Annotated in this window: 19 protein-coding genes and 3 tRNA genes; 10 read left to right on the top strand and 12 right to left on the bottom strand. The window is 65.2% G+C overall.

Annotation, left to right across the window (positions count from 1 at the left end; genetic code table 11):
* Window positions 1-2 precede the first annotated feature (2 nt).
* Entirely contained in the window at window positions 3-770 is a 768-nt protein-coding gene (locus MSP7336_RS01540; protein ID WP_069395698.1) for an endonuclease/exonuclease/phosphatase family protein, read from the bottom strand.
* Window positions 771-804: 34 nt separating this feature from the next.
* On the opposite strand from MSP7336_RS01540, the gene MSP7336_RS01545 reads away from it, so the two are divergent.
* From MSP7336_RS01545 to MSP7336_RS01585, 9 genes are all read left to right on the top strand, one after another.
* Window positions 805-1,353 carry a nucleotidyltransferase gene (locus tag MSP7336_RS01545; protein WP_113962892.1) on the top strand — a complete coding sequence of 183 codons (549 nt, stop codon included), beginning with the start codon at window positions 805-807 and terminating at the stop codon, window positions 1,351-1,353.
* A gap of 12 nt (window positions 1,354-1,365) precedes the next feature.
* A complete protein-coding gene (locus MSP7336_RS01550) occupies window positions 1,366-1,968 on the top strand; it encodes a DinB family protein (RefSeq protein ID WP_069395752.1) in 603 nt (200 codons plus the stop codon).
* Window positions 1,955-2,848: an alpha/beta fold hydrolase gene (locus MSP7336_RS01555; RefSeq protein WP_113962893.1), complete on the top strand. Its 894-nt coding sequence runs from the start codon at window positions 1,955-1,957 to the stop codon at window positions 2,846-2,848. The genes MSP7336_RS01550 and MSP7336_RS01555 overlap by 14 nt, the downstream gene beginning before the upstream one ends.
* A 155-nt stretch (window positions 2,849-3,003) precedes the next feature.
* A complete protein-coding gene (locus MSP7336_RS01560; RefSeq protein WP_069395701.1) occupies window positions 3,004-4,350 on the top strand; it encodes an ABC1 kinase family protein in 1,347 nt (448 codons plus the stop codon).
* 4 nt (window positions 4,351-4,354) lie between these two features.
* Window positions 4,355-5,257, top strand: a complete 903-nt coding sequence (locus MSP7336_RS01565) for an alpha/beta fold hydrolase (RefSeq protein WP_069395702.1) — start codon at window positions 4,355-4,357, stop codon at window positions 5,255-5,257.
* Window positions 5,258-5,366: 109 nt separating this feature from the next.
* Window positions 5,367-6,230, top strand: coding sequence for a cyclopropane mycolic acid synthase family methyltransferase (locus MSP7336_RS01570; RefSeq protein ID WP_069395703.1), 864 nt, complete (start codon window positions 5,367-5,369; stop codon window positions 6,228-6,230).
* 127 nt (window positions 6,231-6,357) lie between these two features.
* Window positions 6,358-7,245 (top strand): hydroxymycolate synthase MmaA4, encoded by an 888-nt coding sequence (gene mmaA4 / locus MSP7336_RS01575; protein ID WP_069395704.1) that lies wholly within the window; start codon window positions 6,358-6,360, stop codon window positions 7,243-7,245.
* Window positions 7,246-7,341: 96 nt separating this feature from the next.
* Complete coding sequence (locus tag MSP7336_RS01580; RefSeq protein WP_113962894.1) at window positions 7,342-8,037, top strand: YciI family protein; 696 nt, start codon at window positions 7,342-7,344, stop codon at window positions 8,035-8,037.
* 3 nt (window positions 8,038-8,040) lie between these two features.
* A complete protein-coding gene (locus tag MSP7336_RS01585; RefSeq protein ID WP_113962895.1) occupies window positions 8,041-9,258 on the top strand; it encodes an RNA polymerase sigma factor in 1,218 nt (405 codons plus the stop codon).
* A gap of 12 nt (window positions 9,259-9,270) precedes the next feature.
* Here the strand turns inward: MSP7336_RS01585 and rplA are convergent, their stop codons facing one another.
* The 11 genes from rplA to MSP7336_RS01640 all read right to left on the bottom strand — a co-directional run bounded on the left by rplA (window position 9,271) and on the right by MSP7336_RS01640 (window position 13,933).
* Window positions 9,271-9,975, bottom strand: coding sequence for a 50S ribosomal protein L1 (gene rplA / locus MSP7336_RS01590; protein ID WP_113962896.1), 705 nt, complete (start codon window positions 9,973-9,975; stop codon window positions 9,271-9,273).
* Between the two features lie 65 nt (window positions 9,976-10,040).
* Window positions 10,041-10,469 carry a 50S ribosomal protein L11 gene (gene rplK, locus MSP7336_RS01595; protein WP_113962897.1) on the bottom strand — a complete coding sequence of 143 codons (429 nt, stop codon included), beginning with the start codon at window positions 10,467-10,469 and terminating at the stop codon, window positions 10,041-10,043.
* Between the two features lie 38 nt (window positions 10,470-10,507).
* The gene (gene nusG, locus MSP7336_RS01600; protein WP_113962898.1) at window positions 10,508-11,326 is read right to left on the bottom strand and encodes a transcription termination/antitermination protein NusG; all 819 of its coding nucleotides are present in this window, start codon (window positions 11,324-11,326) and stop codon (window positions 10,508-10,510) included.
* Between the two features lie 30 nt (window positions 11,327-11,356).
* The gene (gene secE, locus MSP7336_RS01605; protein WP_113964718.1) at window positions 11,357-11,815 is read right to left on the bottom strand and encodes a preprotein translocase subunit SecE; all 459 of its coding nucleotides are present in this window, start codon (window positions 11,813-11,815) and stop codon (window positions 11,357-11,359) included.
* A gap of 112 nt (window positions 11,816-11,927) precedes the next feature.
* Window positions 11,928-12,000, bottom strand: a tRNA-Trp gene (locus MSP7336_RS01610).
* A gap of 129 nt (window positions 12,001-12,129) precedes the next feature.
* The gene (gene hadC, locus MSP7336_RS01615) at window positions 12,130-12,630 is read right to left on the bottom strand and encodes a (3R)-hydroxyacyl-ACP dehydratase subunit HadC (protein WP_113962899.1); all 501 of its coding nucleotides are present in this window, start codon (window positions 12,628-12,630) and stop codon (window positions 12,130-12,132) included.
* Window positions 12,631-12,632: 2 nt separating this feature from the next.
* Window positions 12,633-13,061, bottom strand: a complete 429-nt coding sequence (gene hadB / locus MSP7336_RS01620) for a (3R)-hydroxyacyl-ACP dehydratase subunit HadB (protein WP_069395710.1) — start codon at window positions 13,059-13,061, stop codon at window positions 12,633-12,635.
* Complete coding sequence (gene hadA / locus MSP7336_RS01625; RefSeq protein WP_425325724.1) at window positions 13,048-13,497, bottom strand: (3R)-hydroxyacyl-ACP dehydratase subunit HadA; 450 nt, start codon at window positions 13,495-13,497, stop codon at window positions 13,048-13,050. The genes hadB and hadA overlap by 14 nt, the downstream gene beginning before the upstream one ends.
* Before the next feature lie 38 nt (window positions 13,498-13,535).
* Complete coding sequence (gene rpmG, locus MSP7336_RS01630; RefSeq protein WP_069395712.1) at window positions 13,536-13,703, bottom strand: 50S ribosomal protein L33; 168 nt, start codon at window positions 13,701-13,703, stop codon at window positions 13,536-13,538.
* A gap of 34 nt (window positions 13,704-13,737) precedes the next feature.
* Window positions 13,738-13,811, bottom strand: a tRNA-Met gene (locus MSP7336_RS01635).
* Window positions 13,812-13,860: 49 nt separating this feature from the next.
* Window positions 13,861-13,933: transfer RNA gene (locus MSP7336_RS01640), tRNA-Thr, on the bottom strand.
* Between the two features lie 177 nt (window positions 13,934-14,110).
* Here MSP7336_RS01640 and MSP7336_RS01645 point away from each other — a divergent pair.
* Window positions 14,111-14,761 (top strand): MBL fold metallo-hydrolase, encoded by a 651-nt coding sequence (locus MSP7336_RS01645; protein WP_232321000.1) that lies wholly within the window; start codon window positions 14,111-14,113, stop codon window positions 14,759-14,761.
* Window positions 14,762-14,771 lie beyond the last annotated feature (10 nt).

Below are 14,771 nucleotides of genomic sequence, written 5' to 3' on the forward strand. Positions count from 1 at the left end.
GGTCACCGCCGGGAAACGTCGACGATCAATGGCCGGTGATCCGAAATCGACAGCGGCGGCGCCGAGTGCGCTTCGGCAGCCAAGCCGGCGTCGTCGGTGAGGATGTAGTCGAGCTGACGGTCGGGAGTGTCGACCGGAAAGGTCCGCGCGGTGGCCAGCGAGCGCAGCCCGGTCCAGCGCTGCGGCGTCGGCGGGCTCATATTGAGATCCCCCATCAGCACGTGCGGCCCGGGCAGCCCACGCAGAGCGCGGATCAGCCTACGCAGCTGCACCCGATTCCACCCGGGAACGAACGACAGGTGGGTGTTGGCCACCGTGAGCTGGCCAAGATCGGTGTCGAGTCGCGCCAGCACCGCCGCCCGCGGCTCCTCGTTGACGATCTGCAGTTGGCGGGGTCCGGGCGGATACATCGGGAACTTCATGCCGACCCGCGGCAGCCGCAGCACCTGCCAGTTGGTCGCTGGATACCGGGACAGCAGCGCGATGCCGTAGGCGGCGGTGCCCGGCTGCGCGTCGCCGGTGGCGGCCGTCCACGTCCTGCCGGGCGTACCGGCGATCGCCGCGACGAACCGGTGACTGACCGCGCCCATCGCCTCGGCCGCCACGGCGGTCAGGTCGGCCCTCGCCGAGCGCGGCTGGTCGTAGTCCACCTCTTGCAGGGCCAGCACGTCGGCGTCCAGCTGGCGCACACAATCGGCGAGTCTGTGTACGTCGACGTCGCCGTCACGCAGGCTGCGGCCGTGCAGGATGTTGAAGGTGGCCATCCGCATGGGTAACTACATACCCAGTTGAAAAGAGTTGGCGGTGTTCCCAAGCAATGAGGCGCTCCGTGAGGCGCTGCGATGCGCGGCCTCGGCGCTCAAGGCGCATGGGCCGGAGTTCGCGCTGGCCGGCAGCTACGCGCTGTGGGTGTACGGCGGACCGGAACCGGTGCACGACGTGGACTTCGTCGTCGCCGAGCCCGACGTCGAAGCCGCCGCGAACACGCTGGGCAAGGCCGGGTTCAGCATCGACCGCACACCCGAAGACTGGCTGTTCAAGGCCTGCCTGGGCGGCGCCGTCGTTGATGTGCTGCACCGGATCAACGGCGTGGCGGTCACCCCGGAACTGATCAGCTCGGCCGAAGAACGTGACGTGTTGGCGATCCGCCTGCCGGTGCTGGAGCCGACGGTGGTGGTGATCCAGAAGCTGTGCGCGATGACCGAACACCACTGCGACTTCGCCGCGCTGCTGCCGTCGGTGCGCGCCGTGCGCGAGCGGATCGACTGGGACCGGGTGCGCGCCGAGACCGCCGGCAACGACTTCGCGGTGGCGTTTTTGGTGCTGAGCGACCGGCTCGGTATCACGTCGTGATAAGGACTACCCATGCCCGCTCTGGCCCCGCCCGTCGCCGACGAACGAAGCGCGTTGCGCGAATACCTCGCCTATCACCAAAGCGCATACTTCGCGGTGTGCTACGGCCTGACCGACGAACAGGCCCGCTCCACGCCCTCGGTCAGCGCGCTGTCGGTGGGCGGGCTGGTCAAGCACGCCACCGGTCTGCAGCGCACCTGGATGGCGCGAGTCGCCGCCGCCCCGGGTGCGCCGCCCAAGGACACCCGGCCGTTCGAGGTGATCACCAAGGAGTTCGCCGAGCAGCACGTGATGCGGCCCGAGGAGACGTTGGCCAGCTTGCTGCACGCGTTCCAGACGCAGAACGCCGAATCGCTCCGCCTGGTCGAAACTGCCGACCTGGATGCGGAAGTGCCGGTGCCAGAAGATATTCCGTGGTTCCCCACGAACACCAAGGCCTGGTCGGTGCGATGGGTGATCCTGCATGTGATCAACGAGCTGGCCCGCCACGCCGGCCACGCCGACATCATCCGGGAAAGCATCGACGGCGCCACCATGTACGAGTTGATCGCCGGCCTGGAGAACTGGGAGCCACAACCCTGGGTCACGCCCTGGAGAAAGCATGCTGACGCGTAGCGGCGTCGCCGGCGACGTCGAGATCTATTACGAGGACCTCGGCGACCCGAGCGACCCGCCGGTACTGGTGATCATGGGGCTGGGCGCGCAGCTGCCGATGTGGCCGGACGGGTTTTGCGAGCAGCTGGTCGACGCCGGCTATCGGGTCATCCGGTTCGACCACCGCGACACCGGCCTGTCGGCCAAGATGCACGGGCTGCGCGCCGACGGCACGGTCTATCGGCGAATCTGGCGCTACCTGTTCGGCAAGCCCAGCCCGGTGCCCTACACCCTGCTGGATATGACCCGCGACGTCGTCGGGCTGCTCGACCACCTCGCGGTCGACCGGGCGCATGTCGTCGGCGCCTCGATGGGCGGCATGATCGCGCAGATCCTGGCCGCCACCCAACCCGAGCGGGTGGCCTCGCTGGGCATCCTCATGTCGACCACCGGCAAGCGGTTCTCCGCGCCGCCGGCCTGGCGGGTGATCAGGCTGGCGTTCGACTCGCCCGGCCGGGACGCGTCCGATGAGGAGAAGCTGGCCTACGAGGTGCGCAACGTCGCGGTGTTCAACGGTCCCAACTTCCTGCCGCCCGAAGGCGAACTTCGTCGACGCGTGGAGCAGCTCGCCCAGCGCGGCAATTATCCGCAGGGCATGCTGCGCCAGTTCGACGCGGTGCTGGGCACCGGCAGCCTGCTGGAATACACCAAGGCGATCACCGTGCCCACCGTGGTGCTGCACGGCTCGGCCGATCCCATGCTGCGGCCGCGCAACGGCAAAGCGGTGGCCGCGGCCATCCCCGGGGCACGGTTCGTCGTGGTCGACGGCATGGGCCATGACCTGCCCGAGCCGGTGTGGCGCCCGATCGTCGAGGCACTCACCGAGAACTTCACCCGCTAGCCCCCTTTTTGCCCCCCTTTTTTCGCCGCGAGCGGGCGTGGTTGTACGCCGACACGCCGCAGATCGCGTACAACTGCGCCCGCTCGCGGTGAAGGTAGGGCCCCCGTGAGCTGTGTGATTCGGTAACGACCTGCGCAATTTGAGACACTGCGAGGATGAGTTCCAACAATCATCGCGAGCTCGCGAAGCTGGACCGGGTGCCGTTGCCGGTCGAAGCGGCCCGCATCGGCGTGACGGGTTGGCAGCTCACCCGTACTGCGGCCCGCATCATCGCCCAGCTGCCCAGCCGCGGTCGCTGGCAGGAGAAGGCGATCAAGCAACTCCCGCAGACCTTCGTTGACCTGGGCCCCACCTATGTGAAATTCGGCCAGATCATCGCATCCAGCCCGGGCGCGTTCGGCGAATCGCTGTCCCGGGAATTCCGCGGACTGCTCGACCGGGTGCCGCCGGCGGACCCGCGCGAGGTGCACAAGCTCTTCGTCGAAGAGCTAGGTGCCGACCCCAAGGACTTGTTCGCCAGCTTCGAAGAGGAGCCGTTCGCGTCGGCCTCCATCGCGCAGGTGCATTACGCCACCCTGCACAGCGGCGAAGAGGTCGTCGTCAAGATCCAGCGGCCGGGAATCCGCCGCCGGGTCGCCGCCGACTTGCAGATCCTCAAGCGCTTCGCGCAGGCCGTCGAACTGGCCAAGCTGGGTCGCCGGCTGTCCGCCCAGGACGTCGTCGCCGACTTCTCCGGCAACCTGGCCGAGGAGCTGGACTTCCGCCTGGAGGCCCAGTCGATGGAGGCCTGGGTGGCCCACCTTCATGCCTCTCCGCTGGGCAAAAACATCCGGGTGCCCACCGTGTACTGGAACTACACCACCGAACGGGTGCTGACGATGGAGCGGGTGCGCGGCATCCGCATCGACAACGTCGCCGAGATTCGCAAGGCCGGGTTCGACGGCACCGAGCTGGTCAAGGCGCTCATTTTCAGCCTGTTCGAGGGCGGGCTGCGGCACGGGCTGTTCCACGGCGACCTGCACGCCGGCAACCTCTACGTCGACGAGCAGGGGCGCATCGTGTTCTTCGACTTCGGGATCATGGGCCGCATCGACCCGCGCACCCGCTGGCTGCTGCGCGAGCTGGTCTACGCGCTGCTGGTGAAAAAGGACCACGCCGCCGCCGGCAAGATCGTCGTGCTGATGGGCGCCGTCGGCACCGTCAAGCCCGAGGCCCAGGCCGCCAAGGACTTGGAGAAGTTCTCCACACCACTCACCATGCAGACGCTCGGCGAGATGTCGTATGCCGATATCGGTCGGCAGCTCTCCGCGCTGGCCGACGCCTACGACGTCAAGCTGCCCCGTGAGCTGGTGCTGATCGGCAAGCAGTTCCTCTACGTCGAGCGGTACATGAAACTGCTGGCGCCGCGCTGGCAGATGATGTCCGACCCGCAGCTGACCGGATATTTCGCCAACTTCATGGTCGAGGTCAGCCGCGAGCACCAAAGCGATGTCGAGGTCTAGCCGAATGGAACTTCGGCGCGGTACCGCCCGCTCGGGCGATCTGGAGATCTACTACGAGGACATGGGCAACCCGGACGACCCGCCGGTGCTGCTGATCATGGGGCTGGGCACCCAGCTGCTGATGTGGCGAACCGAGTTCTGCGAGAAGCTCATCGCCGAGGGTCTGCGCGTCATCCGCTACGACAACCGCGATGTCGGGCTGTCCAGCAAGACCGAGCGCACCCATTCCCCCGGCGCGCAGATCCCCCGGATGCTGCGGTTCTGGCTGGGGCTGCCGAGCCGAGCGCCCTACACGCTGGAGGACATGGCCGACGACGCCGCCGCGGTACTCGACCACCTGGGCATCGAGCGCGCCCACATCGTCGGGGCTTCGATGGGCGGGATGATCGCCCAGATTTTCGCGGCGCGCTTCGCCGAGCGGACGCGTTCGCTGGGGGTGATCTTCTCCAGCAACAACCAGCGGCTCTTACCTCCGCCGGCGCCGCGCGCCCTGATGGCGCTGCTCAAGGGACCGCCGCCGAGCTCACCCCGAGAGGTCGTCGTGGACAACGCGGTACGCGTCTCCCGGATCATCGGCAGCCCCGCCTACCCGGCGCCCGAGCACCGGGTCCGCAACGACGCGATCGAGGCCTACGAGCGCAGCTACTACCCCTGGGGCATCGCCCGGCATTTCAACGCGATCCTGGGCAGCGGCAGCCTGAAACACTACAACCGGATGATCAGCGCGCCGACCGTCGTCCTGCATGGTCTGGCCGACAAGCTGGTGCGGCCCGCCGGGGGGCGCGCGGTGGCCCAGTCCATCCGTGGCGCGCGGCTGGTGACCTTCGACGGCATGGGCCACGACCTGCCTGAGCAGCTGTGGGACCGGATCATCGGTGAGCTGACGGCCATCTTCGCGGCTGGCTGATCTGTCGACTCGTTGGCCGAGCGGCATTCCCGTAGCATGGCTCGGGGGTTGGGGGTAAAAAGACGGCTCGCCGCAGCGCCGACATCATCGAAATCGGGAAGGCGCAGCTATGGCGCACAAACTGACGCCGCATTTCGCCGACGTTCAGGCTCATTACGACCTGTCTGACGACTTTTTCCGGCTATTCCTCGACCCAACGCAGACCTACAGTTGCGCCTATTTTGAGCGCGACGAGATGACGCTGGAACAGGCGCAGATCGCCAAGATCGACCTGGCGCTGGGCAAGCTGGATCTGCAACCCGGGATGACGCTGCTCGACGTCGGCTGCGGGTGGGGCGCCACCATGCGCCGCGCGATCGAAACCTACGACGTCAACGTCGTGGGCCTGACGCTGTCGAAGAACCAGGCTGAGCATGTGCGCAAGCTGTTCGACGACCTGGACACCGACCGCAGCCGCCGGATCCTGCTGGAAGGTTGGGAGAGCTTCGACGATCCCGTCGACCGGATCGTGTCGATCGGCGCGTTCGAGCACTTCGGCCATGACCGCTACGACGACTTCTTCGCGATGGCCTACGACGCCCTTCCCGACGACGGGGTCATGTTGCTGCACACCATCACCGGCCTGACGGGGCAACAAATGGTTGAGCGCGGCATGCCGTTGACGTTCGAGCTGGCCCGCTTCCTGAAATTCATGATGACCGAGATCTTTCCCGGCGGCCGGCTGCCGTCCATCGAGATGGTGGAGGACCGCTCGTCGAACGCCGGTTTCACGCTGACCCGCCGACAGTCACTGCAGCCGCACTACGTCAAAACCCTCGATCACTGGGCGGCGGCGCTGGAGGCAAACAAAGACAAAGCCATCAAGATGCAATCGACCGAGATGTATGACCGCTACATGCATTACCTCACCGGCTGCGCCAAGGGATTCCGGGTGGGCTACATCGACGTCAACCAGTTCACCCTGGCAAAGTAGCCATCTTCCGTCAGACGGTGATGTGAAACGGGTATGGTTCTACCGCCGGTGGATGACTTGTACGGACATCGGTGCGCGCGCCACCCGCGAGCTGCACCACATGATCAGGAAGGGTGAGTAGACGCAGATGCCTGACAAGCCGAGCACTCCTACCAAGACGCGCTCCGAAGACATCCAGGCGCACTATGACCTGTCCGACGACTTCTTCGGCCTGTTTCAGGACCCGACGCGGACCTACAGCTGCGCCTACTTCGAGCGCGACGACATGACCCTGGAAGAGGCGCAGATCGCCAAGATCGACCTGAACCTGGACAAGCTCGACCTCAAACCGGGGATGACATTGCTGGACATCGGGTGCGGGTGGGGCACCACGATGAAACGGGCCATCGAGAAGTACGACGTCAATGTCATTGGCCTGACCCTGTCGAAGAACCAGCAGGCCCGCGCCCAACGACTGCTGGACGAGGTCGACACCAACCGGTCACATCAGGTGCTGCTGCGCGGCTGGGAAGACTTCAGCGACCCGGTCGACCGGATCGTGTCGATCGAGGCATTCGAGCACTTCGGCCACGAGAACTACCCGGCGTTCTTCAAGAACTGTTTTGCCATCATGCCCGACGACGGGCGGATGACCGTGCAGAGCAGCGTGAGCTTTCACCCGTACGACCTGGCTGCCCGCGGCAAAAAGCTGACCTTCGAAACCGCGCGGTTCATCAAGTTCATCGTCACCGAGATCTTCCCCGGCGGCCGGCTGCCGTCCACCGCGATGATGGTGGAGCGTGGCCAGGAGGCCGGCTTCATTGTCCCCGAACCACTTTCGCTGCAGCCGCACTACGTCAAGACGTTGCGTATCTGGGGTGACGCGCTGGAAGCCAACCACGACAAGGCCGTCGAGATCACCTCCGAAGAGGTATACCAGCGCTACATGAAATACCTGCGCGGCTGCGAGCGCTACTTCGCCGACGAGGCGCTCGACTGCAGTCTGGTCACCTACCTCAAGCCCGCAGCTGCCTGAATTAGTTGCACGGGCCTGTCGGATTCGGCTGGCCTCGTTCGTCGGACAGGTAGAGAGTGGAACAACGGGTTCTGCTCACTACCGGAGGTGACGACCATGCAGTACCTTGCCCTGCTGTTCAGCCGAGAGCGGGACCTCACGCCCGACGAAGGCGCCGCCGAAATGACGGCCTACGAAAACTTCCACGCCAAAGTCCACGAGGCCATCCGCAGCGGTGACGCGCTGCGACCGACACCCAATGTGCACATCAGTGGCGGTCCCGACGCACCGGTGGTCACCGACGGCCCCTTCGCCGAGGCAGCCGAGATCGCCTGCGGATACTACGTATTCGAAGCCGAGAACCTCGACGACGCACTGGCTTTCGCTCGCGACATTCCCGCCGCCAAGCACGGCGCGATCGAAGTTCGGCCGCTCTACCACGCGTTCGACCCCGATTGGTCACACACCGGCGGCCAGTGGCTGGCTCTGCTGCAGGAGCCGCCACCCAACGTCCACACTCCCGGCACGCCGGAGTGGCAGACCGAGGCGGCACGACACGGTGAATTCGCCACTGCCACAGGCGATCACATCACCGGCGGCGCGGCGTTGCATGAGCCGGCGACGGCGACCACCGTGCGCGTCCGCGACAACCAGGTGTTGTTGACCGACGGGCCATACCCGGAGAGCGCCGAGATAGCTACCGGGTTCTACGTGCTGTCGGCGAGCGATCGCGACGAGGCGGTCAAACTGGCTTCGATGATCCCCGCCAGCACGGTGGAGCTGCGCCAGCTGGCGGGAGTCTCCGGCCTGTAGCACATGGTTGACCTGGACGGCATCTTTCGGCGCGAGTGGGGCCCGGCCGTGGCCGCACTGGCCCGTTGGTCGGGTGATCTCACCGTCGCCGAAGACGCCGTCCAGGAAGCCTTCGCCGAGGCGTTGCGGGCTTGGCCGCGCGACGGGCTACCCGACAACCCGGGCGGATGGGTCCTCACGGTGGCGCGCAATCGAGCCCGCGACCGGCTGCGCCGCGAATCGGTGCGCCCTGGAAAGGAATTGGCCGCAGTGGTTGACCAGATCAGAGCGCGAACCGACCAGGTGGATGTCCATCCGGTCCGCGACGACGAGCTGCGAATGATGTTCACGTGCGCGCATCCGGCACTCGACCGGACTTCGCAGCTGGCACTGACGCTGCGGCTGGTGTCCGGACTCACCGTCGCCGAGATCGCCCGAGCGTTGCTGCAGACCGAGGCGGCCGTCGGCCAGCGAATCACCCGCGCCAAGAACAAAATTCGGCACGCCAACATCCCGCTGCGGGTGCCGCCGGCCGAGTTGTTGCCCGAGCGGGCCCCGCATGTGCTTGGCTGCATCTACTCGGTGTTCACCGAGGGATACTGGTCCACCGCCGGCCCGTCGGCCATCCGCGACGAGCTGTGCGACGAGGGAGTGCGGCTGGCGGGCGAGTTGTGCAAGCTGATGCCCGGCGAGTTGGAAACCCACGCACTGGCCGCCCTTGTGCTGCTGCATGATTCGCGGCGGGCAACTCGGGTGGACGACAGCGGGGCGCTGGTGCCGCTCGACGAGCAGGACCGTAGCCAATGGGACCACGCCCGCATCACCCGGGGTTTGCATCAGCTTCGCCTGGCGGCGGGTTCGACCGGACCGTATCTGCCGCAGGCGACGATCGCGGCTCTGCACGCCACCGCGCCCAGCTGGGAGCGAACAGACTGGCACGCCATCTGCACGGCCTACGACACCTTGGTGTCGATCACGAATTCACCGGTAGTACGAGCGAATCGTGCTCTGGCCGTTGGCTTTCGGGATGGTTGGAGCGCCGGGCTCGCCGCGTGGGACGCCGTAGCCGACGACCCGCGGTTGGCCCGCTCCCAACTGGTGCCCGCTATCCGCGCCGATCTGCTTCGCCGCGATGGTCAGCGCGCCGAAGCGCTTGCCTGCTACCGACAAGCGCTGGCTGTCACCGGCTCCGAGCCGGCGCAGGCGTTTTTGCGCCGGCGTATCACCGAACGCGGCGGCTAGCCCGATGCGTTACTAGGCGGCGAAGTTGCGGGTGATCGACGGGTCGACCGGGATGCCCGGACCGGTGGTCGTCGACATGGTGATCTTCTTCAGGTAACGGCCCTTCGACGCCGCCGGCTTGAGCCGCAACACCTCGTCGAGCGCGGCGCCGTAGTTCTCCGCCAGCTGCTTCTCGTCGAACGACGCCTTGCCGATGACGAAGTGCAGGTTCGCCTGCTTGTCGATCCGGAAGTTGATCTTGCCGCCCTTGATGTCGGCCACCGCCTTGGCGACGTCCGGGGTCACGGTCCCGGTCTTGGGGTTGGGCATCAGGCCACGCGGCCCGAGGATCCGCGCGATCCGGCCGACCTTGGCCATCTGGTCCGGGGTGGCGATCGCCGCGTCGAAGTCCAAGAACCCGCCCTGGATCTTTTCGATCAGGTCGTCGCTGCCGACCACGTCGGCGCCGGCCGCCTCGGCTTCGGCGGCCTTCTCCCCGACCGCGAAGACCGCCACCCGCGCGGTCTTGCCAGTGCCATGCGGCAGGTTGACCGTGCCGCGAACCATCTGGTCGGCCTTGCGCGGATCGACGCCGAGCCGGATCGCTACCTCGACGGTCGCGTCCTGCTTTTTCGACGACGTTTCTTTAGCCAGTTTGGCGGCTTCTAGGGGGGTGTAGAGATTGGTGCGATCCACCTTCTCGGCGGCGGCGCGATATGCCTTGCTCTTCTTGCTCATTGGTTATCCATTCTCTGGTTGTGGTTGACAAGCGGGCCGAAGCTGGCCCTCCCACCGGTCGAGAGCTACTCGACCGTGATGCCCATCGATCGGGCGGTGCCGGCGATGATTTTCGCACCGGCCTCGACGTCGTTGGCGTTCAGGTCGGCCTTCTTGGTCTCGGCGATCTCGCGAAGCTGATCCCAAGTCACCTTGGCGACCTTGGTCTTGTGCGGCTCGGACGAGCCCTTGCTCACGCCGGCGGCCTTGAGCAGCAGCTTGGCGGCAGGCGGCGTCTTGAGCGTGAAGGTGAAGCTGCGGTCCTCGTAGACGGTGATCTCCACGGGGACGACGTTGCCGCGCTGGCTTTCCGTGGCAGCGTTGTACGCCTTGCAGAACTCCATGATGTTCACGCCGTGCTGGCCGAGCGCGGGACCGACCGGCGGGGCAGGGTTGGCCTGCCCGGCTTCGATCTGCAGCTTGATCAGCCCAACGACCTTTTTCTTCGGGGCCATGATGTTCTTCCCTAATTCCCTTCCAGCGGTTTCGGCGCTTAGATCTTGGAGACCTGGTTAAAGGTCAGCTCCACAGGTGTTTCGCGGCCAAAGATGGACACCAGCACCTTGAGTTTCTGTTGTTCGGCGTTGACCTCGCTGATCGAGGCAGGAAGCGTGGCGAACGGCCCGTCCATCACGGTGACCGATTCGCCGACCTCGTAGTCGACCTCGATCGGAGCCCGCTCCAGCCCGCTCTCGGTGGCGGCCGCCGCGGTGCTGGCCGCGCCCTTGACGGGCTTCTTCGCCGTCTTCTGCGGCAGCAGGAACTTCACCACGTCGTCCAGCGACAGCGGCGACGGGCGTGACGTCGCGCCGACGAACCCGGTGACGCCCGGGGTGTTGCGCACCGCCGACCACGAGTCGTCGGTCAGATCCATGCGCACCAGGATGTAACCCGGCAGCACCTTGCGATTGACCTGCTTGCGCTGGCCGTTTTTGATCTCGGTGACCTCTTCGGTGGGCACCTCCACCTGGAAGATGTAGTCGCCGACATCGAGGTTCTGCACACGGGTCTCGAGGTTGGCTTTGACCTTGTTCTCGTATCCGGCGTAGGAGTGGATGACATACCACTTGCCGGGTTTGGTGCGCAGCTCCGCCTTCAACGCGGCGGCCGGGTCGACCTCTTCAGGCTCTTGCGACTCTTGCTGCGCTTCAGCGGCCTCTTCAGTGGCCTTTTCAGTGCCCTCTTCGGTGCCGTCTTCAGGGGCCGACTCTTCGGAAGCCACCGCATCCGGGCTCGACTCTTGTACGTCTTCTACGGCTTCCGCCAGGTCGACCGTTTCACCCGCGGGCTTGTCGCCCTCGAAGGTAGTCACGGGATAAGTCCTCTCTATAACTTCAGCTCGTCAGCCATTACCGAACACGAGCATCACTAGCTTGGCCAGGCCGAAATCGGCCGCAGCGACCAGCGCCACCATGAACACCAGGAACGCCAGCACCACCGAGGTGTAGGTGACCTGCTGTTTGCGGTTCGGCCAGATCACCTTGCGCAGCTCGCCGACCACCTGTTTCAGGTAGTTGTAGACAAAGATGATCGGGTTGGGGCCTTTGGGCTTTCCGTCCTTGCCCGCCTTCTTGGTCTTCGCCTTCTTGGGCTTGGCGCCCTCCTCGTCCTCGGCGACCTCGACTGCCTCCGACGTCGTCTCACCGTCGTCCGCGGCGGCTACCCGCTGCCGGGACCGCTTGCCGGTGGGGCGTTGCGGTCGGGTCGCCACGGCCGTCCGAGCGTGGCGTCCACCGGGTTCCTCGGTTTCGTTGCCGAGTGAGCCGAGGCCTGCGTCGGCACCGTCGCGCTCGTCGCTCACCACATGCTCCTTAAGTTCACTCGATCCACGGGGGTCACCATCCAGTGTCCACCATCCCACTATGTCCGGTTCCTGCTCGGGCCATTACCGCCCGCATCGTCACCCGACGCAGCAGGGGCGACAGGACTTGAACCTGCAACCTGCGGTTTTGGAGACCGCTGCTCTGCCATTTGAGCTACGCCCCTTCGCAGGTTGGTAGGCCAACCCGCACGGGGCCTCACACGACGCGCGCACCCGTATTCAACTACCGGAAAGCGCTGATTATGGGAAAACCCCGAGGTCCGAGTTTACATCGGCGCAGTCTCAGGTACTAATCAGGCGGTTCGGACGACCTGTCCTGACTCCATGTCCCACTTGAGCGCAACCGAGTCGGTGCCCTCGTTACCCATCATCGTGGTGTAGGCCTCCAGCACGACCTCCCCGGCGTCGTTGGTGCAGATGTTCCGGGTGACGACGATGTCGGCGCCGAACCTTTCGTGGACGGACTGGACCTCCATCTCGGCGTGCAGCACGTCGCCCGCGATGATCGGCTTGTGGTAGATGAACTTCTGGTCGACCTGGACGATGTTCATCGTCTCGTAGCCGGTATCGACGTTGCGCATGAAATCGCTCTGGACCAGCTTGGCGAAGATCGTCGGGAAGGTCAGCGGCGCGACGAGCGCGGGATACCCGAGTTCGGCGGCCGCCTTCTCGTCGAAATAGGCCGGATGGTCAGCCTTGATCGCCCTGGCGAATTCCCGGATCTTTTCTCTGCTCACTTCGTAGGTGTCCGGGTAGCGCCAGATCATCCCACGGATATCTGTCTTGATGGCCATGTTTACGCTAACTTCGCCGAAGCGACCGCCCGACCGAAGATCTTCTTTCCGCCGGCAGTGGCGGTGATCGCAATGGTCACGGTCTTGCTCTCGGGATCGACCGACTTGACCTTGCCACCGAAGACGACCTCGGCGCCCTTGCCGTCGTTGGGAACCGGCACCACCGCGGTGAAGCGCACGTTGTACTCGGTCACCGCTCCCGGGTCGCCGACCCACGACGTCACGAAGCCACCGCCGAGACCCATCGTCAGCATGCCGTGCGCGATCACGGTGTCCAAGCCCACCATCTTGGCGATCTCGTCGTCCCAGTGAATGGGATTCAGGTCACCCGACACGCCGGCATAGTTCACCAGATCCTGCCGGGTCAACGAATACACCTTCTCGGGCAGCTGGTCACCCACCTTCACCGAATTGAACTCACGCAGTGGCATCGCTAAAACCCTCATCTCCTTCACCCGCACGACCTGCCAGGGTCGTGTAGGTCTCCTGCACCACCTCGCCCGCTTCATTGGTGGCTGTCTGCCTGGTCATGATGATGTCGGTGCCGTGGGCGCGCCGAACCGACTCGACGGAAATATCGCAGTACAAGCGGTCGCCGACCTTGATCGGCCGCAGAAATTCCAGCCTTTGATCCACCTGAACGATCTGGGCGTCGTTAACCTCGACACCCGCAGCTGCAAAGAACGCCGACACAGCCTTGTAGCCGAACACCGAAATGAACGTCAGCGGCGCCACCAACGCGTCATAGCCCAGCTCGGCGGCGGCCTTCTCCTCGAAAAACGCGGGGTCGTCGTTTTTGACCGCAGTCGCGTACTCGCGGATCTTTTCGCGCTCGACCACGTAGCAATCGGGATAGCGGTAGCGCATCCCGACGATCTGATCGGCTAGGGACACTGCTCTGGCACCTACCGGGTTTCGCGGTGCGCCTGATGCTTGCCGCAGTTGGGGCAGAACTTCTTCAGCTCCAACCGATCCGGGTCGTTGCGCCGATTCTTCTTGGTGATGTAGTTGCGGTGCTTGCACACCTCACACGCCAAAGTGATCTTCGGCCGTATGTCGGTACTGGAGGCCACGTCAGTTCTCTTTCACCCGTCTTTGTTGTTGTTGTAGCGATGGCCGGACTCGAACCGGCGACCTAACGATTATGAGTCGTTCGCTCTAACCGACTGAGCTACATCGCCTCGGGCCACATTGCCTTTTCTTAGCCGCCAGCCTGCTCGGCGTCCACCGAGCCCCCTAACGGAATCGAACCGTTGACCTTTTCCTTACCATGGAAACGCTCTGCCGACTGAGCTAAGGGGGCGCTCACCCGAAGCGACCCAGTCGGTCATGCCGCGGGCCTAAAAGAGGGTACAGCCTGGCCCGCAGGCCCACCAAACCCGCCCGCTCATCGCGCCCGCCGTAATCTGGGTGGGTGCCTGACACGGATCGGTTGTACTTTCGCCAGCTGCTCTCCGGCCGCGATTTCGCCGCCGGCGACATGTTCGCGATGCAGATGCGCAACTTCGCCTATTTGATCGGTGATCGCCAGACCGGCGACGCCGTCGTGGTCGACCCCGCCTATGCCGCCGGCGATCTGCTCGACGCGCTCGAAGCCGACGGCATGCACCTGTCCGGAGTGCTGGTCACCCACCACCACCCCGATCACGTCGGCGGCTCGATGATGGGCTTCGAACTCAAAGGGCTGGCCGAACTGCTGGAGCGCGCCAGCGTGCCTGTGCACGTCAATACCCATGAGGCGCAATGGGTTTCGCGAGTAACTGGGATCAGCATGAACGACCTCACCGCGCACGAGCACGGCGACAAGGTCGACGTCGGCGATATCGCGATCGAACTGTTGCACACCCCCGGTCACACGCCGGGCAGCCAGTGCTTTTTGCTCGACGGGCGCCTGGTCGCCGGCGACACGCTGTTTTTGGAAGGCTGCGGGCGCACCGACTTCCCCGGCGGCGACTCCGACGCGATGTACCGCAGCCTGCAGCAGCTGGCCCAGCTCCCCGGTGACCCCACGGTGTTTCCCGGGCACTGGTATTCGGCCGAACCCAGCGCTTCGCTGTCCGAGGTCAAGCGATCCAACTATGTCTATCGGCCGGCCAACCTCGAACAGTGGCGAATGCTGATGGGCGGCTAGCCGGACCTCT

The sequence above is a fragment of the Mycobacterium shimoidei genome, from assembly GCF_900417275.1.
Taxonomy (GTDB): Bacteria; Actinomycetota; Actinomycetes; order Mycobacteriales; family Mycobacteriaceae; genus Mycobacterium; species Mycobacterium shimoidei.